At 67.3% G+C, this 19037-nt stretch carries 19 protein-coding genes; 10 read left to right on the top strand and 9 right to left on the bottom strand.

Going from position 1 to position 19037, the window contains the following annotated elements:
- Positions 1 to 5: 5 nt before the first annotated feature.
- Genes ACYQML_RS13245 through mnmA form a run of 3 tightly spaced genes read right to left on the bottom strand, consistent with a single transcriptional unit; the run spans position 6 to position 2674 of the window.
- Positions 6 to 788: a TVP38/TMEM64 family protein gene (locus ACYQML_RS13245; protein ID WP_056423796.1), complete on the bottom strand. Its 783-nt coding sequence runs from the start codon at positions 786 to 788 to the stop codon at positions 6 to 8.
- Positions 789 to 810: 22 nt separating this feature from the next.
- Positions 811 to 1461 carry a class I SAM-dependent methyltransferase gene (locus tag ACYQML_RS13240; RefSeq protein WP_461233062.1) on the bottom strand — a complete coding sequence of 217 codons (651 nt, stop codon included), beginning with the start codon at positions 1459 to 1461 and terminating at the stop codon, positions 811 to 813.
- A 55-nt stretch (positions 1462 to 1516) separates the two neighbouring features.
- Positions 1517 to 2674 carry a tRNA 2-thiouridine(34) synthase MnmA gene (mnmA, locus tag ACYQML_RS13235; protein ID WP_207410508.1) on the bottom strand — a complete coding sequence of 386 codons (1158 nt, stop codon included), beginning with the start codon at positions 2672 to 2674 and terminating at the stop codon, positions 1517 to 1519.
- Between the two features lie 266 nt (positions 2675 to 2940).
- On the opposite strand from mnmA, the gene ACYQML_RS13230 reads away from it, so the two are divergent.
- The 10 genes from ACYQML_RS13230 (at position 2941) to ACYQML_RS13185 (ending at position 12674) form a co-directional block, all read left to right on the top strand.
- The gene (locus ACYQML_RS13230; protein WP_461233061.1) at positions 2941 to 4572 is read left to right on the top strand and encodes a flagellar hook-length control protein FliK; all 1632 of its coding nucleotides are present in this window, start codon (positions 2941 to 2943) and stop codon (positions 4570 to 4572) included.
- A 10-nt stretch (positions 4573 to 4582) separates the two neighbouring features.
- Positions 4583 to 5263 carry a flagellar hook assembly protein FlgD gene (locus ACYQML_RS13225; protein WP_056423787.1) on the top strand — a complete coding sequence of 227 codons (681 nt, stop codon included), beginning with the start codon at positions 4583 to 4585 and terminating at the stop codon, positions 5261 to 5263.
- Between the two features lie 104 nt (positions 5264 to 5367).
- Positions 5368 to 5643 (top strand): CtrA inhibitor SciP, encoded by a 276-nt coding sequence (sciP, locus tag ACYQML_RS13220; protein WP_018044452.1) that lies wholly within the window; start codon positions 5368 to 5370, stop codon positions 5641 to 5643.
- A gap of 249 nt (positions 5644 to 5892) precedes the next feature.
- Positions 5893 to 7506: a flagellar basal-body MS-ring/collar protein FliF gene (gene fliF, locus ACYQML_RS13215; RefSeq protein ID WP_056424440.1), complete on the top strand. Its 1614-nt coding sequence runs from the start codon at positions 5893 to 5895 to the stop codon at positions 7504 to 7506.
- Between the two features lie 55 nt (positions 7507 to 7561).
- Positions 7562 to 8611 (top strand): flagellar motor switch protein FliG, encoded by a 1050-nt coding sequence (fliG, locus tag ACYQML_RS13210; RefSeq protein ID WP_461233060.1) that lies wholly within the window; start codon positions 7562 to 7564, stop codon positions 8609 to 8611.
- Positions 8608 to 9201: a FliH/SctL family protein gene (locus ACYQML_RS13205; RefSeq protein WP_056423783.1), complete on the top strand. Its 594-nt coding sequence runs from the start codon at positions 8608 to 8610 to the stop codon at positions 9199 to 9201. The genes fliG and ACYQML_RS13205 overlap by 4 nt, the downstream gene beginning before the upstream one ends.
- Before the next feature lie 45 nt (positions 9202 to 9246).
- Entirely contained in the window at positions 9247 to 9591 is a 345-nt protein-coding gene (gene fliN / locus ACYQML_RS13200) for a flagellar motor switch protein FliN (RefSeq protein WP_056423780.1), read from the top strand.
- 52 nt (positions 9592 to 9643) lie between these two features.
- Positions 9644 to 11008, top strand: a complete 1365-nt coding sequence (gene flbD / locus ACYQML_RS13195) for a sigma-54-dependent transcriptional regulator FlbD (protein ID WP_056423778.1) — start codon at positions 9644 to 9646, stop codon at positions 11006 to 11008.
- Between the two features lie 145 nt (positions 11009 to 11153).
- On the top strand, positions 11154 to 11453 hold the full coding sequence (locus tag ACYQML_RS13190) for a (2Fe-2S) ferredoxin domain-containing protein (RefSeq protein WP_244478134.1): 300 nt from the start codon (positions 11154 to 11156) through the stop codon (positions 11451 to 11453).
- A 144-nt stretch (positions 11454 to 11597) separates the two neighbouring features.
- Positions 11598 to 12674: a lysylphosphatidylglycerol synthase domain-containing protein gene (locus tag ACYQML_RS13185; protein ID WP_461233059.1), complete on the top strand. Its 1077-nt coding sequence runs from the start codon at positions 11598 to 11600 to the stop codon at positions 12672 to 12674.
- Between the two features lie 7 nt (positions 12675 to 12681).
- Here the strand turns inward: ACYQML_RS13185 and ACYQML_RS13180 are convergent, their stop codons facing one another.
- From ACYQML_RS13180 to fabF, 6 genes are all read right to left on the bottom strand, one after another.
- Positions 12682 to 13488, bottom strand: coding sequence for an SDR family NAD(P)-dependent oxidoreductase (locus ACYQML_RS13180; RefSeq protein WP_461233058.1), 807 nt, complete (start codon positions 13486 to 13488; stop codon positions 12682 to 12684).
- A gap of 143 nt (positions 13489 to 13631) precedes the next feature.
- Positions 13632 to 14021 (bottom strand): glyoxalase superfamily protein, encoded by a 390-nt coding sequence (locus tag ACYQML_RS13175; protein ID WP_461233057.1) that lies wholly within the window; start codon positions 14019 to 14021, stop codon positions 13632 to 13634.
- Positions 14022 to 14034: 13 nt separating this feature from the next.
- Complete coding sequence (gene gmk, locus ACYQML_RS13170; protein WP_461233056.1) at positions 14035 to 14688, bottom strand: guanylate kinase; 654 nt, start codon at positions 14686 to 14688, stop codon at positions 14035 to 14037.
- A gap of 11 nt (positions 14689 to 14699) precedes the next feature.
- Positions 14700 to 15578 carry a YicC/YloC family endoribonuclease gene (locus ACYQML_RS13165; RefSeq protein WP_311274714.1) on the bottom strand — a complete coding sequence of 293 codons (879 nt, stop codon included), beginning with the start codon at positions 15576 to 15578 and terminating at the stop codon, positions 14700 to 14702.
- A 158-nt stretch (positions 15579 to 15736) separates the two neighbouring features.
- The gene (gene mltG / locus ACYQML_RS13160; RefSeq protein WP_419952880.1) at positions 15737 to 17113 is read right to left on the bottom strand and encodes an endolytic transglycosylase MltG; all 1377 of its coding nucleotides are present in this window, start codon (positions 17111 to 17113) and stop codon (positions 15737 to 15739) included.
- A gap of 627 nt (positions 17114 to 17740) precedes the next feature.
- The gene (gene fabF, locus ACYQML_RS13155; RefSeq protein WP_056424431.1) at positions 17741 to 19000 is read right to left on the bottom strand and encodes a beta-ketoacyl-ACP synthase II; all 1260 of its coding nucleotides are present in this window, start codon (positions 18998 to 19000) and stop codon (positions 17741 to 17743) included.
- Between the last annotated feature and the right edge of the window lie 37 nt (positions 19001 to 19037).

Here is a 19037-nt window from a genome sequence, read left to right as displayed (position 1 = left end):
AGGGGCTAGGACGGACCCGCGCGTCTGCGGGCGAAGCGGCGTCTCAACGCGATGGAGAGGAGCGCGAAGGCGGCGATCCCGCCGAGGCCCGCGGCTGTCTTGACGGTGACCAGCGACCGCAGGGACAGGGCCTCGTCGCACGCGACGGCGCCGCTCTCCAGGCAGGCCGCTTTGGCGGCTTCGTTGGCCGCGATGACGTCCTCGATCGCCGCTCCGGCCGCCGCATAGACGAAGGCGCCGGGGGCCAGGCCAAGAAACGTGGCGAGCACGAAGGTGCGCAGGGATACGCCGAAGGCCGCCGGGGCGAGGTTGGTCATCCAGAACGGAAAGATCGGCAGGAGCCGCAGGACGAGGATGTAGCCGAACGCGTCGTCGCGAAATCCGGCGGCCAGACGTCCGAGGCGCGGTCCGGCGCGGGTGACGAGAAACTCGGACATCGGACCACGGCCGATGGAGAAGACGATGGCCGCCCCGGTCGTCGCCGAGACGAGAGCGATCCCCGCCCCGGTAGTCGTCCCGAACAGAAAGCCCGACAGGATGGTCAGCACCAGCGAGGCGGGCACGGACACGATCACGCAGCCGATATAGACGAGGCAGGCGATCCCGATGGACCGCAACCGGTCCTCGGCCACCGCCTCCATGAGCGCTGCGCGATAGGACAGCAGGCGGTCCAGGCTGAAGAGATGCGGCGCTCCGGAGACGAGCACACCCAGCGACAGGGCCACCAGGGCGAGGACGGGCAGCCACCGCATGGCACGTCGGAGCGCGCCGCTCGAGTTGCGTGTCATGTCCCCGCTTCGCCGCGCCGGATCAGCCGGCCTTCCGCATCCTCAGGATCTTGAAGAATCCACCGGGAAAGGTCGGTGAGACGCCGATGAACTCGACGCCGTTGCGCTGAGCCCAGGCCTCGATCCGGGTCGATTTGAACGCCGAGGACCAGCCGATCTTGGTGCAGAGCGGCGCCACGATTTCCTCGACCTTGGCCACGGCCCCCTTGGTCTGGCCGAAATGGTTGGCGAGCACGATCTCTCCGCCCGGCCGCACCACCCGGAGGAATTCCGACAAGGCGGCCTCCGGGTCGGGCACCAGGGTGATCAGGAACTGCGCGACCACGGCATCGAAGCTGGCATCGGCATAGCCGAGACGGCACACATCCATCACTTGAAGACCGCGGACATGGGTGAGCCGGCGGCGGAGTACCTTGGCGCGGGCGCGCTTCAGCATGTCTTCGGAGAGATCGACGCCGCAGACGAAACTGCCCGGCGGATAATAGCCAAGGGACAAGCCGGTGCCGACGCCGGCCTCCAGGATGCGCGGCCCGCAGGCGGTGGCGGCCATCACCGCATCGCGCGCGGCAGGCTCGGTCAGCTTGTCGTAGACGACGTCGTAGACCGGTGCCCAACGGGCATAGGCCTTGCGCATCAGGGCCGTGCTCGGACCGGCCTGCGGCTCGCTCAGCATATCGTCTCTAGATCCTGCGGATGGGAAGGTTTTGGCTCGGGTCTGCGGGTCGGCGTCAGGCGGCTTGCGCCGCTCCGGCTGCCAACGCGTCGATGCGACGAATGGTGCCGCCGCCGAGCACACGTGAGCGTGGGCCGTCATCGGCATAAATGACGCAGGCCTGGCCCGGAGAGACGCCGTCTTCCGGTGTGGCCAGGACGACCTCGGCGGCCGCCCCGTCCCGATCGACCGTCAGATGCGCGGCTCGCGGCTCCCGGGTCGAGCGGACCCGCACGGCCACCGGCATGTCGACGACCCCGCCGGGGGGCATGCCGCCGAGCCAGTTCAAGTCGTCGAGCCGGATGCGGCTGGTGGCCAGGGCGGAACGCGGACCCACCACCACGCGGGCGGAACCCGGCTCCAGGCGGATCACGTAGAGCGGCTCTCCGACGGCGAGGCGAAGGCCCTTCCGCTGCCCGATTGTGTAATGGATGATGCCGTCATGCTGGCCGAGCACGCGACCTTCGAGATCGACGATGTCGCCGGCGCGCGCCGCATCCGGCCGCAGCTTGGCGATGACGTCGGCGTAGCGCCCCTGGGGCACGAAGCAGATGTCCTGGCTGTCGGCCTTCTCGGCAATGGCGAGGCCGAGTTCGCGGGCGAGGCGACGGGTCTCGTCCTTCGGCAGTTCGCCCAGGGGGAAACGCAGGAAATCGAGCTGCTCGGCTGTGGTGGCGTAGAGGAAGTAGCTCTGGTCGCGGGCCGGATCCAGGGCGCGGTAGAGACCGCGCCCGCCGGCTTCGAGGGGGCGACTGGCCACGTAATGGCCGGTCGCCAGCACGTCGGCATCGAGGTCGCGGGCGGTGGCCAGAAGATCGCGGAACTTGATCGAGCGGTTGCACTCGACGCAGGGGATCGGCGTCTCGCCGGCCAGATAGCTCTCGGCGAAACGGTCGATCACCGATTCCCGGAAGCGGTCCTCGTAATCGAGGACGTAGTGCGGGATGCCGAGCGTCTCGGCGACCCGGCGCGCATCGTGGATGTCCTGGCCGGCGCAGCAGGCACCCTTGCGATGGACCGCCGCCCCATGGTCGTAGAGCTGCAGCGTGATCCCAACGACATCGTAGCCCTGTTGGCTGAGCAGGCCTGCCACCACGGAGGAATCCACGCCGCCGGACATGGCGACGACGACACGTGTCTCGTGCGGGGCCTTGGGGAGGTCGAGGGAGTTCATCACGTCACGGGTTCGCCGGCAGGCCGCAGCGCCCGCATATGCGGAGTCTATAGCGATCCTGAGGTCGAACTTCCAGGCACGCGCGAGGCGGGGCTCGCATACCGGAGCACTGAACCCGGCAAATCCTGCCGGGACGGGGACGATTTCGCCGGGTCACGTCGGTAAGATTCAAAAGGCTTGGAAAAATGTTGCTGTTAAATCAACGGGTTGCGGCGTGTGGGCCGTGGCTCGAAGTTTGCGCGGTGGGGGCGAGGAGATGACGCCCCATGGCCACCACGTCGATCAGCGGAGAAAAGGGCGTGCGGTTGGCGAGCGCGGTCGCCGCGCGTCCCGCCATGCCTCTTTCGGCCGCTTCCGATGGCCTCGAACGTTTCAGCATCCCGGTCGAAGGGCCAAGCTCGGGCGCGATACCGGTCTCAAGCGGAGCGGCAGAGCCGAAGGCGGCGATCCGAGACGGTGCAGCAGCCAAACCTGTCGCTGCAGCCAAACCTGTCGCTACGGCGTCGCTGGGTTCGGCGATCGCGCAATCCGCCTTGCCGATCTCGGATCTGGTCCGGTTGGCAAAGGCTACGATCCCGTCGTCACAGCCTTCGACAGACAGTGCCGCAGGACAGATGGCGGATGCGGCCGAGACAGGACTGCCGCGAGCCCGAGAGGACGAGGATCCGGCGACGCCGCCGAGCGAGGCCGGCCTTGGCGGTTTCCCGTGGCTGAGCGAGCAGCAGACCAATGTTGTCGCCAAGCCAGCTCAAATGCCGCAGCAAGGTGGCAAGGCAGGCTTGCCGATCATCGACGGCGCCGAACCTTCGCCCGTGCAGGCTCGTCAGGGGCAGGTCCCGGACGCTCCGCCGGGTCAAGCCTTGCTGCCCATTGCGGGAAACGGTCGTCTGTCCGCCTCCCGGGTTCAGACCGGAAGTGCCTTACCTTCCTCGACCTTGCCTCCCTCGACAATGGTACAGGCGGCCGCGACCGCTCCGGTTCAGGCCATCGTCTCTGAGCCTGCGGAGGCCAACCCGATCACGACGGCGGATGAGCCGAGCGAGGACGTGGCGGTCCCAGCGGACGGTATGGTGCCCAATGCGACCGGCATGATGACTCTCGCCTTCGCTCCGCCCGAATCCGTCGCGCCTCCGCCCGCGGCGAACGCCCCCGCGATGGCGACACAGGCCGGTGCCGCGCCCCCTCCGAACACTGGCGAAATCGTTTCACACGGCATCGGTGCTGCGAGAGCCCCCGATGGTCGCCTTGCCGCCCTCCCCGCACTCGGAACCGACCGCTCGGCTTCTTCCGAGCGCGAGACCATATCGGTCAAGGCTTTCGATGAGTTCGCCTCCGGTTCGGCAATGGCCTCCGGCGATCTCGCTTCAGCCCCAGCCACGCCGTTCGGCCCTGCGCCGGCGGCCCCGCTTCCCGCGCCCGCGCTTGATCCCGCCGCCATCCTCCCCCAGGCCCAAGCTGTGCCGGTGCCCCTCGGCGCGGTGGCGATGACCATTGGGCTGCGGTCGTTGGCCGGGTCCAACCGTTTCGAGATCAGCCTCGATCCCAAGGATCTCGGACGGATCGACGTGAATCTCGACATCGACAAGGACAACGGCACGGTCACTGCGCATCTCACGGTCGATCGGCCGGAGACCCTGGCCCTGCTGCAACGCGATGTCGGCAACCTGCAACAGGCCCTGTCACAGGCGGGTTTCGACGCGGGTGAGGTCGGCATCAATCTGTCCCTGCGCAGCGACACCGGCTCCACCGGGGGCAACGGCGCCGAGCGGGATGGCGGGGGCAGCCGTGACGGCCGTTCCGGCAACGGCGGCTCCGACCTGAAAGAACAACGCCTTCCCAACGACGCCGTGCCGCTGCGAATGCTGCGCGGTCTCGGCGGTCTCGACATCCGAATCTGAGGACACTGCCATGACATCGGGCATCACCGGAGCTTCGAGCAGCTCCTCCATCACGAACCCGAATACCGCCACCGGCGCTTCGCAGGAGATCGCCGGTAATTTCCAGCAGTTCCTGACCCTGCTGACGACACAGCTGAAGAACCAGAATCCGATGGACCCGCTGGACACCAACCAGTTCACGCAGCAGCTCGTGCAATATGCCGGCGTCGAGCAACAGCTGAAGTCGAACGACCGGTTGGACTCGATCCTCAACAATGCGAAGGCGTCCAGCGCCGCCGCAGCGACCGGTTTCATCGGTCAGAGCGTGACGGCGGACGGGCGGGTCGCCAACCTGAAGGATGGTTCGGCGGTCTGGACGCTGACCCCGGCGCGGGCCGCCAAACAGGCGACGATGACGATCAGCGATGCCAAGGGCAACGTGGTGGCGACACAGTCGAAGGCGCTGACCGCGGGTGCGCAGACTTTCGCCTGGGACGGTCGATCCACCTCGGGTTTCACCTCCGCAAACGGCAGCTACTCGATCAAGATCGATGCCTTCGACGCCACTGGTGCACAGGTTAGCGTCGATACGCAGGTTGCCGGAAAAGTCGATGGCGTCGATCTCAGCGGTACAGAACCGGTGCTGCTGATTGGCAATTCGCGGCTGCCGATATCGAGCGTTCAGAACATCGGAGCCGGGTTGTCCACATGATCGTGGAAAAAACGAATCAGATGCAATCGATCCGCTTCAACATATCTTAAGCGGGCGCAAGTACCTTCCTGGCTCGACAGGTCAGTCGAGTTGTAGAGCGTATCATGACCGAACCAAGCCGCCCGAGAGTCAAATACGTCATCGGGCCAGATGGCAGTCCGTTGACCATTGCCGATCTTCCGCCGACCACGACCAGACGGTGGGTTATCCGCCGGAAGGCGGAAGTCGTCGCAGCCGTACGTGGCGGACTTCTCAGTCTCGAGGAAGCCTGCCAGCGCTATACCCTCACCACCGAGGAATTCCTGAGCTGGCAGTTCTCCATCGACCAGCACGGTCTCGCCGGATTGCGTACAACCCGCATCCAGCATTACCGCCACTGAGGTCAATGGAGTTCGGCGTCCGCTCCGGATGCCGAGACAATGCCTCGGACCACCGTCGATCCACGAAAGAACCGCGCCCCCTCAAGGGCGCGGTTCTTTCGTTACAGGGACCGCCGCGGCAGGACCGAGCCACACCCTTTTTTCATTCGTTAAGACAATCGTTAACCGAACGCTAACCACGGCCTGGGCAAATTTTGCCGAGTGAGCGCGGCCCTTCCGTCGCTCCGGTTCGGGTGGGTACGTCGCGTCGTGAAGTCGGTTCTCGAACTGGTGACGAAGTTGGGACCGGCACGGCTCGCGGCCATGGCGGCCGTGACGCTGACGTTGATCGGCTTCTTCGCCTTCGTCATCCTGCGCGTCTCGAAGCCCGATATGGGTGTCCTCTTCGCCGACCTGTCGATGCAGGATTCGGGTGCCGTGATCCGCGACCTCGATGCGCGCGGCATCAAATACGAAACACGGGGCGATGCCGGCCAGACCATCATGGCGCCTCGGGCCGACCTGCCGCGCCTGCGGATGGACCTTGCCGGCAAGGGTCTGCCCAGCGCCTCCGGCGTCGGCTACGAGATCTTCGACAAGGGCGATGCGTTCTCGTCGACCAATTTCGTTCAGAACGTCAATCATTTGCGCGCGCTCGAGGGCGAGCTCGCACGCTCGATCCGGGCCATCGGCCGGGTCCAGGCCGCGCGCGTGCACCTCGTCATACCGGAGCGCCGCCTGTTCGAGCGCGACCGCGAATTGCCGAGCGCCGCCATCGTGCTCAAGCTCGTCGGCGACATGGACCCGTCCCAGGTCCGCGCCATCCGTCACCTCGCCGCCTCGGCGGTGGAAGGCCTGAAGCCCGAGCGGATCTCCATCGTCGACGAGCGCGGCCGCCTGCTGGCGGACGGGGCACGGGGTGCTGAGGCCGAGACCGGCGCCGGCATGGAGGAGAAGCAGGTCGGCCTCGAGCGCCGTCTGCGGTCCCAGATCGAAGAGATAGTGGCCGGTATCGTCGGCACGGGTCGCTCGCGGGTGCAGGTCACCGCGGAGCTCGACCGGAACCGCATAGAGAGCCGTTCGGAGACCTTCGATCCAGAGAGCAAAGTCATCCGTTCGACCCAGACCCGCAGCGAAAGCGCGCTCACCGGGGGGACAGAGGGCGCCGTAACGGTCGGCAACGAATTGCCGGGCGCCAACCAGCCAACACCGAATCCCAACTCGAAGGATTCCACGAAGAAGGACGAGGAGACCACGAATTACGAGATCTCCCGCGTCACCAAGACGGTCGTCGAGGAAGGCGGACGTCTGAAGCGCCTGTCCGTGGCGGTCCTCGTCGACGGCGCCTACGTGCCGGGGGCCGATGGCCGGCCCGTCTATCAGCCGCGCCCCGCCAACGACATCGAGCGGATCGCCACCCTGGTCCGCACCGCCATCGGGTACGACAAGGACCGGGGTGACCAGGTCGAAGTGGTCAACCTACGTTTCGCCGAGACGCCCGCTCCCGTCGAGTTCACCGAGCCGTCGCTGATCCAGTCGTTCCTGGCGCCGTCCAAGGAAGACGTCATGCGGATGGTCGAACTCTCCGTGCTTCTGATCCTGACCGTGATCGTGCTGATGGCCGTGGTCCGTCCCCTTCTACGCCGCGTCCTCGCCTCGGAGCCCGCCCAGGCCATCCTGATGGCGGGTCCGGCACTGGCCGGCGGCGAGCCGGGCCCCGACCAGGTCCTGGTGGCACGCGACAACCCCACCGCCCGCCTCGTCGACTTCGCGCAGCTGAACGGCAAGGTCCAGGCGGAGACCGTCCAACGGGTGGTGGACATGGTCCGCGGCAGTCCGAGCGAGACGGTAGAGGTCCTGCGCAACTGGATCCACGACAGTTGAGCGGGTGGGCAATGGTCTTCGAAACGGCAGCCACAACGGTGAAGAGGAGTGAGGCATGTCCTCGGGGTTGAGCGTCATCCCGGATCAGGAACTCGGCAAGGCGGGCTTGAACGCCATGACCGGCGCCCAGCGCGCGGCTGCGCTCCTCCTGCTCCTCGGCGAGACGGAGGGCGCGCCGATCTGGCAGATGCTCGACGAGGAAGAGGTCAAGATGGTCTCGCACGCCATGGTCCAGCTCGGATCATTGGAGGCGGAGACCGTCGAGAGGCTGATCGTGGATTTCGTCTCGCGGCTCTCCTCGGGCGGCGGCATCACCTCGAACTACGAGCGCACCGAATCGCTGCTTCTCAAGATCTTTCCCACCGAGCAGGTCTCGGCGATCATGGCGGAGATCAAGGGCGCTTCGGGCAAGCGGGTCTGGGCGAGCCTAACGCAGATCGACCCCGAGATCCTCGCCTCGTTCCTGCGCAACGAATACCCGCAGACGGTGTCCGTCGTGCTGTCGAAGGTGCGGCCGGATTACGCCGCCAAGGTCCTGACGATCCTGCCCGAGGATTTCGCCATCGACGTCCTCAACCGCATGCTGCGGATGGAGACCGTGCAGAAGGAAGCCCTGCGCCATATCGAGGAGACGTTGCGCGTCGAGTTCGTCTCGACCATCGCGCAGACCACGCGGCGGGACGCCCATGAATTGATGGCGGACGTGTTCAACGCCTTCGACCGCCAGACCGAGGGCCGGTTCCTCGCGGCCCTGGACCAGGCCAATCGCGGCTCGGCCAAGAAGATCCGCCAGCTCATGTTCACCTTCGAGGATCTTCTGAAGCTCGATGCGGGCAGCGTGCAGACGCTGTTGCGCAAGGTCGACACCGATACCCTGTGCCGCGCGCTCAAGGGCGCCGACGAGCGCGTGCGCAACTTCTTCCTCAAGAACATGTCCACCCGCGCGGCCAAGAACATCAACGACGAGATGGGCTCGCTGGGGCCGATTCGGCTCAAGGACGTCGATGAGGCGCAAGCCAAGATGACCGAGCTCGCCAAGGAACTGGCCGAGAAGGGTGAGATCATGATCGCCAAGTCCAGTAGCGAAGAGGAGCTGGTCTATTGAACGCCCGCCGGTTCCTGTTCGACACCGATTTCCGGCCGCGCGAGGGCGCGACCGTCTCGCCGAAGGAAGCGGCGGCCCTGGCCGAGGCCGTGGCACAGGCCCATGCGAGGGGTGTCCAGGAAGGGCGCGCCCAGGCCGAGGCCCAGGCCCAGGCTCGCATGGCGGATGCCCTCACCCGCGTCGGCCTCGCCGCCGCCGGCCTCATCGGCCAGGCGGATTCGCGGGACGCGGCGCGCGAGGAGGAGGCCATGGCCTTCGCCGTATCCCTGGCGCGTCGTATCGCCGGCGATGCCCTCGATGCCCATCCGCTGGCGGCGATCGGCGACGCGGCGCGGGCCGCCCTGCAGCACCTGCGCGGTGTGCCGCATCTCGTCGTGCGCGTGAACGACAGACTGGTGGACGAAGTCGAGGCGCTGGTGAAGAGCCTCGCCCGCGAGCGCGGCTTCGAAGGGCGTCTGATCGTCCTCGGGGAGCCCGACCTCGCCCCCGGCGATGCCCGCATGGAATGGGCCGATGGCGGGGTGGTGCGTGACCGTGCCCGTATCGAGGCCGCCGTGCTCGAAGCCATCGGCCATCCTCTCGAATCCTGATCCGTCGACGACCCCCCCTGTAACGCGCGACTTTGAAAGATCCTGATGGCCGACGATTTCAGCCTGCCGCTTCTCAATGGCGGCGACGCGTCCTTCGACGGGCTCGGCTCCGAATCGATTCGTGAGGCGCCCACCACCCCGAAAAGCGCCGCCGATCTCGAACAGGTCTTCGATGTCCCGGTCATGGTCTCGGCCGTGCTGGGGTCGTCCCGCATGCCCATCGGCGACCTGCTGCGGCTGCAGCCCGGCGCGGTGCTGGAACTCGACCGCAAGGTCGGCGAGGCCATCGACATCTTCGTCAACAACCGCCTCGTCGCGCGCGGGGAGGTCGTCCTCGTGGAGGAGCGCCTCGGCGTGACGATGACCGAGATCATCAAGAGCGACCACTGATCCCGCCCGCCGCGCTGCTGCGCGAGGCTCCACCGACACAGGATAATAGACCATGCGGCTCCTCATCATCGGACGCTTGAGCGGCGAACTCGTCACCGCCTCGAAGATCGCCATGAGTCGCGGCGCGGCCGTGACCCATGCGGACGGGGTGGCGCAGGGTCTCGCCGTGCTGCGCGCCAAGGGCGCCGACCTCGTCATGATCGATGTGGGCCAGCCGATCCGCGAACTCGTGACCGCGCTCGCCGACGAGCGCATCCGCACCCCGGTGGTCGCCTGCGGCGTCGCCACCGATGCCAAGGCGGCCGTGGCCGCGATCCAGGCGGGTGCCCGCGAATACATTCCCCTGCCGCCCGATCCGGAATTGATCGCCGCCGTGTTGCAGGCGGTCTCCGAGGACGGACGCGCTTTCGTCTGGCGTGACGCCTCCATGGAGCGGGTGGTGAAGCTCGCCGAGCAGGTCGCACGGTCGGAAGCCTCGGTGCTGATCACCGGCGAGAGCGGCACCGGTAAGGAGGTGCTCGCCCGGCACGTCCATATGAAGTCGACCCGTTCGAGCCGGCCCTTCGTCTCGGTCAACTGCGCCGCGATCCCGGAAGCTCTGCTCGAATCCGAACTGTTCGGCCACGAGAAGGGCGCCTTCACCGGCGCCGTCGCCCGCCGGATCGGCCGGTTCGAGGAAGCCAATGGCGGCACGCTGCTGCTCGACGAAATCTCCGAGATGGATGTCCGCCTGCAATCGAAACTGCTGCGCGCGCTGCAGGAGCGGGTGATCGATCGGGTCGGCGGCACGGCCCCCGTGAAGGTCGATATCCGGGTGCTCGCCACCTCCAACCGCAACCTCATCGACGAGGTCCGCAAGGGCACGTTCCGCGAGGATCTGTTCTACCGCCTCAACGTCGTGCACCTGCGCCTGCCGCCGCTGCGCGAGCGCCCGGCCGACATCCTCGAGCTGGCCTCCCACTTCGCCAAGAAATACGCCGAGGTGAACGGCGTGCCGGTCCGTGTCCTGAGCCGCGAGGCGCAGGCGATCATTCGTGAGAATCCGTGGCGCGGGAACGTGCGCGAACTCGAGAACACCCTCCACAGGGCGGTCCTGCTGGCGACGGGCCCGGAGATCGACGCCGACGCGATCTCCACCCCGGAGGGCGAATCCTTCGCCCGTTCAGCCGGGCCGGTGGAACGCGCCGCCCAGGTCGCCGAGGCCGCCACCCGTGGCCTCGTGGGGCGGACGGTGGCTCAGGTGGAATGCGAGCTGATCCTCGACACGCTCGACCATTGCCTCGGCAACCGTACCCATGCCGCCAAGATTCTCGGCATCTCGATCCGCACCCTGCGCAACAAACTCAATGAATATGTCGATGCCGGCATCAGCGTCGCCGAGCCCGGCAGTGTCCGGGCCGTGGCGGCCTACGGCTGAACGGCGCGGAGCCGGCGAGGCGACACGCCCCGTTGCCGCCCCTCCCCCCCATGGTTAGGTGTGGCGGCGGCGGCGCCCACTCCCCTCGGCGCGCCGGATGTGGAACGGGCACCCGGATTTGGCAAAGCACGACAAGGACACGACCGTGCGGACGGCGAAGTCGGGTTATTCCGACATTGTCCTGGTCTGCGCGAAATGCACCAAGCGCGTCGGCCTGAAGAAGGACGAGATCCGGGGGCGGCTCAAGCGGGAGGCGAAAAGGCGCGGCCTCGGCGGGATGACCCGCGTGGTGTCCACGGGCTGCCTCGGCCCCTGCCCGAAGCGGTTCGTGGCGGTGGCGACCTCCTTCAGCCTCTCGCGCAACCGCATCGTGCTGATTGATCCCGAGGGTAATGCCGAGCAGGCCCTCGATACGGTCTATCCGCCCGCCCGCCGGTCCGAATGAAGCGATCTCCGATTTCGGCCCCAATGCCGCTTTAGGGCGGATCCGGGATCAATTTGGGTGGCAGACTTTGCGCCGGATGCGGTGCCCGCCGAGCAGAAGAGGATCGTCGCCCTTGGCGCTCGTCCATTCCACAGAGTTGTACCGGTGACGCGCCGGGTCGTGGCGCCTCCTCCCGCCCGTACGGGCGCCGTGAGGCACGTCCTGCGATACCTGCCCGTCCTGGGGACGGTACTCGGCCTCGTCCTGGCGATCTGGCTGGTGGCGACCCACGATATCGCCTCGGTGACGGATGCCTTCGGGCGGATCGGGATCGTCGGGCTCGCCGGCATCGTGCTGATGCGCGTCGTCATCCTGTCGCTCTGCGGTCTTGCCTGGGAGCGGGTGCTGCACCGGCTCGCTGCCACCGCCGAGGCGGGAGCGTTCCTCATCCTCCGTTTCGTGCGGGACGGGATCAACGTGCTCCTTCCGGTGGCCTCCGTCGGCGGTGACGTCGTCGGCGGGCGCCTCCTCACCTTCTGGGGGGTCCCGGGCAAACTCGCCGCGGCCTCGATCCTGGTGGACATGCTGATCCAAGTCGGCACGCAGGCCCTCTTCGTGCTCATCGGCGTCGCGCTACTGATGCAGATGGAAGGCGAGTCCGCCGCGTCCCTCGCGGCTTGGGCCCTGCGGGCGCTCGGCGTCACCGCCATCGTGCTCACAGCCTTCTTCGTCTTTCAGCGCAGTCCGCTCATCCGGGGTGTCGAGCGCCGCATCGCCGAGCTCGCCCGTCGCTTCCTGCGCGACCAAGAGGAGGCCGTCCCCGGCTCGGCGCCTGCCGATGCGGGCGTGCATGGCGCTCTCGACACGGTCTGGGCCCCGAAGCGCTGGCCCCTGCTACTCCAAGGCGTCGTCCTGCACCTCCTCGCCTGGATGCTCGGTGCCACTGAGATCTGGATCGCGCTGACCTGTATGGGCGTGGAGGGCGTGGGCCTCGCCGAAGTCATCATCATCGAGGCCTTGAGCCAGGCCATCAAATCGGCGGCCTTCCCGGTGCCCAGCGGATTAGGGGTTCAGGAAGGCGGGTTCGTTCTGGTTGGCGGCCTGTTCGGCATCGACCCCGGCACCGCCATCGCCCTGTCGCTTGCCAAGCGCGTGCCGGACGTGGTGCTCGGCCTGCCCTCCCTGATCCTGTGGCAGACCCTCGAGGCCCGCCGCGCCACGATCCTCCCGCCGCGCGGCTGAACCCTTTTCAGGTCGAGATCGTCGCGACCGATCCGCCATCGACGCGCAGATTGGCGCCGGTGACGAAGCTCGCCTGTTCGGAGCAAAGGAAGGCCACGGCCGCCGCCACCTCCTCCGCCCGTCCCCGGCGCTTGGCCACCATGCCGGGGCGCTCCTCGTCGAGGAAGCTCGCGATCGCCTCACCGAAGGAGGTCCCCTTCTCCTCGGCGCGCTTCTTCATCATAGCGTCGGTCATCGGTGTGGCGATGAAGGCAGGGGAGACGGTGTTCACCAGAACGCCTTCCGGCCCGTAGGCCTTGGAGAGACCCTTGGCGAGGCTGAGGATTCCGGCCTTCGCCGCGCAATAGGGCAGTTCCTCGACATAGGGCTGCACCGCGTCTTCGGAGGCGAACAGGACGATCCGCCCCCACCCGGCCTCGCGCATGCTGGGGATGAAAGCGCGTGTCACCCGCACCGCCGCCATCAGGTCGGTCTGGATCGTCTCCAGCCAATCCTCGTCGGTCAGGTCGAGGAAGTCGCCCGTAGCCCCGGTGATGCCGGCGGCATTCACCAGGATGGTCGGGGCCGCACCGAAGGCCTCGCGCGCCTTGATCGCCAGCGCTTCGACATCGGTACGCTGTGTGAGGTCGGCCATCACTGGCACCACGGCACCAAGACCGGAAAGCTGTGCGGCCGCCTTTTCCAAAGCCTCAGGGACCTTGTCGCTGAGGATGACCTTTGCGCCCTCCTTAAGGAGCAGTTCGGTCGTGGCGTAGCCGATGCCGGAATCGCCACCGGTGACCACCGCGACCCGTCCCTCGATCCCGAAATCCATTGCTCGCTCCGCTGGCCGCGTGGGTCCGACCGGGGCGACACGTTCTCCGGCCGGTCATGTGCGGGCCAACCCTGACCGGGCCGGGGGTGTTCCGGGCTGCGCGACTGTGACGGATCGGGCGCGTGTCCGGCCTCCGCGGTGACCTACGGCTCCGCAGGATCTTCGCAGAAATGCAGGGTGTTGCCGAAAGGGTCGGTCACCGTCATCACCAGCCCCCAGGGCAGGCTCTCTATGCACGGCTTGGCATACACATCGTTCTGGGCGCCAAGTTCCGCCTGGAAGGCGTGAATGCCCGCCATCCGCACGAAGGTCGTGGAGCCCGGCGTCGCATCGCCGTGATGGCCGCTCAGATGCAGGATGAGACCGGCGCGCGAGACCTGGGCGTAGAGCGGAAAGTCGGCGCCGAAGCGATGCTCCCAATCGACGCTGAAGCCGAGGAAGTCGACATAGAACTCGCGCGCCTTCGCCTCGTCGAAGATGCGCAGGATCGGGCAGGTCTGGTCGAAGCGGATGGTCCGGTCGGGTGTCGACATCGGGCTCGGCTCCTCAGGCGATCCTGTCGGGCTCGGCCAGAAGCCCGTCGACGAAATCCGACAGGCCGGTGTTGCGGGCACGCTTGAGGCGCTCGGCGGTAAGGATGCCTTTCAGCGAGTGGAAAGCATCGTCGAGGTCGTCGTTCACGAGGACGTAATCGTACTCGTTCCAGCGCTGGATCTCGACGCGGGAATTGGCGAGGCGCTTCTCGATGGTCTCCGGCGAATCCTCGGCCCGGCGTTCGAGGCGGTGTCGCAACTCTGCGAGGCTCGGCGGCAGGATGAACACCGTCACCACGTCGTCCGCGAGCTTCGCCCTCACCTGCCGCGTGCCTTGGTAGTCGATGTCGAAGATCATGTCTCGGCCGGCGCCGAGCACCTTCTCCACCGGGCGGCGCGGCGTGCCGTAGAAATTACCGTGGACCTCGGCCCATTCGAGCAGGTTGTCGGCCCCTCGCAGGGCGTCGAAGGCCTCACGGTCGATGAAATTGTAGTGCTTGCCGTCGATCTCGGAGGGCCGGCGCTGTCGCGTCGTCACCGAAATCGAGAGATCGAGCCCCCATTTCGGGTCGCTGGCGACCGCGCGCGTCAGCGTGGTCTTCCCCGCTCCCGAGGGCGAGGACAGGATGAGGATGAACCCGCGCCGCCCGATCGTCGTGGCCTGCATGTCCGAAAAACCTACTCGACGTTCTGAACCTGTTCGCGGAATTGCTCCACCACGGCCTTCAAGTCGAGTCCGATCCGCGACAACGCGATGTCTCCGGCCTTCGCGCAGAGGGTATTCGCCTCGCGGCCGAGCTCCTGGGCCAGGAAATCGAGCTTGCGGCCGATGGCGCCGCCCTTAGCCAGCAACTCGCCGACACTGTCGAGATGGGCGCTCAGACGGTCGAGTTCTTCGCGTACGTCGGCTTTCGCGGCGATGAGGACGGCCTCCTGGTGCAGACGGCCGGGATCGAGCCCGCCGGCCTCCATCAAGGCGGCGATGCTCGCGGACAGCCGCGCCTTCACCGCCTCGGGCTGGCGCCCGGGGCAGGCCTCGGCGGCTTGGCGGAGGCGGGACATGGCGACGAGCTGCCCCTCGATGATGGCGCGCAGCTGGCGCCCCTCGGCGCGGCGCGCTTCCACGAGGTCGGCCACGAGCCGGACCACGCCCTCGGCGAGGTCATGGGCGAGGCTGTCCGATTCCACCGCCGGCTCTTCGTCGGATTCGATGACGCCGCGGATGCCGAGCAATCCGTCGAGGGAGGCCGGGGCGAGCCCTTCCGGGCGCGGCACGCGCGCCGTGGCGGCGGCGAGCTCGGCCAGCAGGGTTTCGTTGATCCGCACCCGCGCCTTGGTCTCGGGCCGGGTGAGGTTGAGCGAAAGCTGGCACTGACCCCGCGTCAGGGTCTTCTGCAGGGCGGTACGGGCAACCTCGCCCACCGCCTCCAGGCCGTTGGGCACGCGCAGGCGCACGTCGAGGCCGCGCCCGTTCACGCTGCGGACCTCCCAGGCCCATTGCACCGGGCCGGTGGTGCCGGTGGTGCGGGCAAAGCCCGTCATGCTGGAGAGGATCATGATGTCTGAACTTTAGTCGGTCGTGCGAACCTCCCTCCCCCTTGCGGGGAGGGATCGAGAGTGGGGGTGGTTGGGCGACCATCAGGCAGCGGAGGCCAGCGGCACCAACCCCACCTCCTATTCCTCCCCACAAGCGGGGGGAAAGCGACGGCAGCGCCCTATTGCGGCTTCAGCGCCGGGACGCTTTTGGCCGAGTTGAGGTCGAAGGTCTTGTTGCGCAGCGGGTCGAGCTTGGTGCCCTCCGACGCGTCGAAGGCTTTCGGCCGCGGAGCCGACGGGTCGGGGGCGCCGCCGGCGAAGTTCGTGCCCTCCGGCGCATAGGCGGAGGCCCGGCCCGGCACGCTCGACGGATCGGCCGGAGGATCGGCTTTGTCCACGGGGGCGGCGTCGGTGGGCACCTCCTTGCGGGCGCGCTCCACCTGGCGCCAGCGGGCGACGTTGCGCGAATGGCCTTCCAGGCTGTCCGCGAAGGCGTGGCCGCCGGTGCCGTCGGCGACGAAGTAGAGGTCCTTGGTGCGCGACGGGTTGGCGACGGCCTCGAGCGCGGCGCGGCCCGGATTGGCGATCGGCCCCGGCGGCAGGCCTTCGATGACGTAGGTGTTGTAGGGCGTGGCCCGGTCGATCTCCGAGCGCTGGATGCCACGGCCGAGCGTGCCGCGTCCGCCCACCAGACCGTAGACGATGGTGGGGTCCGATTGCAGCTTCATCCGCTTGTTGAGGCGGTTCACGAACACCCCGGCGACGCGGGGGCGCTCGTCGGCCCGGCCGGTCTCCTTCTCGACGATGGAGGCCAGCGTCACCATCTCGGCCGGGGTCTTCACCGGGATCTCGGCCGAGCGGCGCAGCCAGATCTGGTTGAGCACCTCGCGCTGCTTGGCGCGCATCAGGTTGACGATCTGCTGACGGGTGGCGCCGCGCTCGAACTTGTAGGTGTCGGGCAGGAGCGAGCCCTCGGGCGGGATCTCGTTGATGTCGCCGGTGAGGATGTCGTTCTCGTTGAGACGCACCACGATCTGTTCGGAGGTCAGCCCCTCGGGGAAGGTGATGGCGTGCTGCACCTGCCGGCCGGTGGATAGGGTTTCGATGGTGTCGCCGATGCTGGCATGAGCCTTGAACGTGTACTCGCCGGCCTTCAGCGCCTTGCCGGAGAAGCGGGAGGCCCATTCGAACAGGGCGGTGTGGCTTATGACGCCCTCCCGGCTCAGAGCCTCGGCGATCTCGGAGGTGCCGCTGCGCGGCGGGATGACCACGACCTTGTCGGCGGCGAGCGGGCCGGGCTCGCGGATCTGCCGGTCGAACAGCGTCACGCCGATCATCGCCGCGATGGCCAGGATGACGGCGGCGGTGAGCAGGCCGCTGATCGTGCTGAGCAACCCGCCGCGCTCGCGCACCGGACGGTCCGGCGGGGGCGGCGCGGCCGTGGGCTTGATCGCCTCGCTGGGGCTGCGCGGCGACGCGCGGTTCAGCTGTGCCGGCTCTTCGGAGGGGACCGGAAACGGCGCCGGGTCCGGATTTTTGCGCTTGCGGAAGAACATGGACATCCTGTTCGGGCCTCGCCTCTCGCCAACCTCTTCTCGGCCCGACGATGCGGTCGTCGTGTTGTCATGTCCGACAGGGGCCATGCGTGCCACGAGTCTCAGGCAATGAGGTGCCGGTGCATGGGTGGACCTCCCGGATGGAGGCCACAGGTTCCGTGCGTCAAACCTGACTACACCCGGGCGGCCGGGTTATACGAGACGGAGTGAACCGGTTTTGTGGCAAAAAGGCGTATTACCGCTCCATCGTCACGGCCCCGCCCCCGTTGCCGACAGCCCTTTGGCGTGAACCTCACGAGGCGTTCGAGGAAGGCCCCCGCCTGCCGCTCGAGCAGGCGATACGAGGCTGGGGCGATCAGGATCTTCGCCGTGAGCAAGATGACGAGGTTAGGGAGCAGGTGGAGCGAGGAGGATGCATAACCGCTGATCTACAGCGCGCGTAATAAAGAAAGCCACCATGCAGAAGTAGACTTTCGCCTATGGGCGACTGGTTTCGGCTTTGCCGTCCGTTTCCGACGAATGTCGCTATCGATGGAAAACAGGACTTTCGGCTGGGGACCCTCGGGTCAAGCTGCGTTGGCCCTTACTGGGGCCGCCGTCCATCTCGCCGGTGACAGCATTCTGCCGTCAGACCCGCCGCATCACCAGCGACGCATTCGTCCCGCCAAATCCAAAAGAATTCGACAGCACGACATCCACCTGCTTGCGCTTGGCTTCATGCGGCACGAGGTCGATGGCCGTTTCCACCGACGGTGTGTCGAGGTTCAGCGTCGGCGGCATCACGCCGTCGCGGATGGTGAGGATCGAGAAGATCGCCTCGATGGCGCCAGCCGCGCCCAAGAGATGCCCTACCGCCGATTTGGTGGAGGACATGGCGGCCTTGGCCGCGTTGTCGCCGAGCAGGCGCTCGACGGCCTTGAGTTCGAGCTCGTCGCCCATCGGCGTCGAGGTGCCGTGCGCGTTGATGTAGTCGATGTCGCCAGCCGAGATGCCGGCGCGTTTCACGGCGGCGCTCATGCAGCGGAAGGCGCCGTCGCCGTCCGGGGCCGGCGACGTGATGTGGTAGGCGTCGCCCGTGAGGCCGTAGCCGACCACCTCGGCATAGATCCGAGCGCCGCGCGCCTTGGCGTGCTCGTATTCCTCCAACACCACCACGCCGGCGCCTTCGCCCATGACGAAGCCGTCGCGGTCCTTGTCATAGGGGCGCGAAGCCTTGGTTGGCTGGTCGTTGAAACCTGTGGAGAGGGCGCGGCAGGCGGCGAAGCCCGCGAGCGCGAGGCGGTTCACCGGAGATTCGGCACCACCCGCCACCATGACGTCGGCATCGCCGAACTGGATCAGCCGGGCCGCGTCGCCGATGGCATGGGCGCCGGTGGAGCAGGCGGTGACCACCGCGTGATTCGGCCCCTTGAGCCCGTGCGCGATCGAAACCTGGCCCGAGGCGAGGTTGATGATGCGGCCGGGAATGAAGAACGGCGAGATCCGCCGCGGCCCCTTGTCGTGCAGGGTCACGGAGGCGTCGTAGATGCCACCGATCCCGCCGATGCCGGAGCCGATCATCACGCCGGTGGCGCATTGATCCTCGTGGGATTTCGGATGCCATCCGGCATCGTCGAGCGCCTGGCCGGCGGCGGCCATGGCGTAGACGATGAACGGATCGACCTTGCGCTGCTCCTTCGCCTCCATCCACCGGTCGGGATTGAAGGTGCCGTCGCTGCCATCTCCGAACGGGACCGAACAGGCGATGCGGCAGGCGAGATCGGACACGTCGAAGGCTGTCACCTGCGACGCTCCGCTATCTCCCGCGATCAACCGGCTCCAGGTGGTCTCGACGTCGCTTCCCAGCGGCGTCACCATGCCTAAGCCCGTCACCACAACCCGACGCATCGCGTTATCCCGAACCGGTCCCGTCATCATCATTCCA

This window comes from Methylobacterium sp. CM6244, assembly GCF_054817885.1.
The sequence above is the reverse complement of the archived record's forward strand: the minus strand, read 5'-3'. Positions and strand labels throughout refer to the sequence as shown.

Excerpts from the sequence above, each read along its gene's own strand:
- ACYQML_RS13245 (WP_056423796.1), bottom strand. The coding sequence starts at position 788 with ATGACACGCAACTCGAGCGGCGCGCTCCGACGTGCCATGCGGTGGCTG.
- ACYQML_RS13240 (WP_461233062.1), bottom strand. The coding sequence starts at position 1,461 with ATGCTGAGCGAGCCGCAGGCCGGTCCGAGCACGGCCCTGATGCGCAAG.
- mnmA (WP_207410508.1), bottom strand. The coding sequence starts at position 2,674 with ATGAACTCCCTCGACCTCCCCAAGGCCCCGCACGAGACACGTGTCGTC.
- ACYQML_RS13230 (WP_461233061.1), top strand. The coding sequence starts at position 2,941 with ATGGCCACCACGTCGATCAGCGGAGAAAAGGGCGTGCGGTTGGCGAGC.
- ACYQML_RS13225 (WP_056423787.1), top strand. The coding sequence starts at position 4,583 with ATGACATCGGGCATCACCGGAGCTTCGAGCAGCTCCTCCATCACGAAC.
- sciP (WP_018044452.1), top strand. The coding sequence starts at position 5,368 with ATGACCGAACCAAGCCGCCCGAGAGTCAAATACGTCATCGGGCCAGAT.
- fliG (WP_461233060.1), top strand. The coding sequence starts at position 7,562 with ATGTCCTCGGGGTTGAGCGTCATCCCGGATCAGGAACTCGGCAAGGCG.
- fliN (WP_056423780.1), top strand. The coding sequence starts at position 9,247 with ATGGCCGACGATTTCAGCCTGCCGCTTCTCAATGGCGGCGACGCGTCC.
- flbD (WP_056423778.1), top strand. The coding sequence starts at position 9,644 with ATGCGGCTCCTCATCATCGGACGCTTGAGCGGCGAACTCGTCACCGCC.
- ACYQML_RS13180 (WP_461233058.1), bottom strand. The coding sequence starts at position 13,488 with ATGGATTTCGGGATCGAGGGACGGGTCGCGGTGGTCACCGGTGGCGAT.
- ACYQML_RS13175 (WP_461233057.1), bottom strand. The coding sequence starts at position 14,021 with ATGTCGACACCCGACCGGACCATCCGCTTCGACCAGACCTGCCCGATC.
- gmk (WP_461233056.1), bottom strand. The coding sequence starts at position 14,688 with ATGCAGGCCACGACGATCGGGCGGCGCGGGTTCATCCTCATCCTGTCC.
- ACYQML_RS13165 (WP_311274714.1), bottom strand. The coding sequence starts at position 15,578 with ATGATCCTCTCCAGCATGACGGGCTTTGCCCGCACCACCGGCACCACC.
- mltG (WP_419952880.1), bottom strand. The coding sequence starts at position 17,113 with ATGTTCTTCCGCAAGCGCAAAAATCCGGACCCGGCGCCGTTTCCGGTC.
- fabF (WP_056424431.1), bottom strand. The coding sequence starts at position 19,000 with ATGCGTCGGGTTGTGGTGACGGGCTTAGGCATGGTGACGCCGCTGGGA.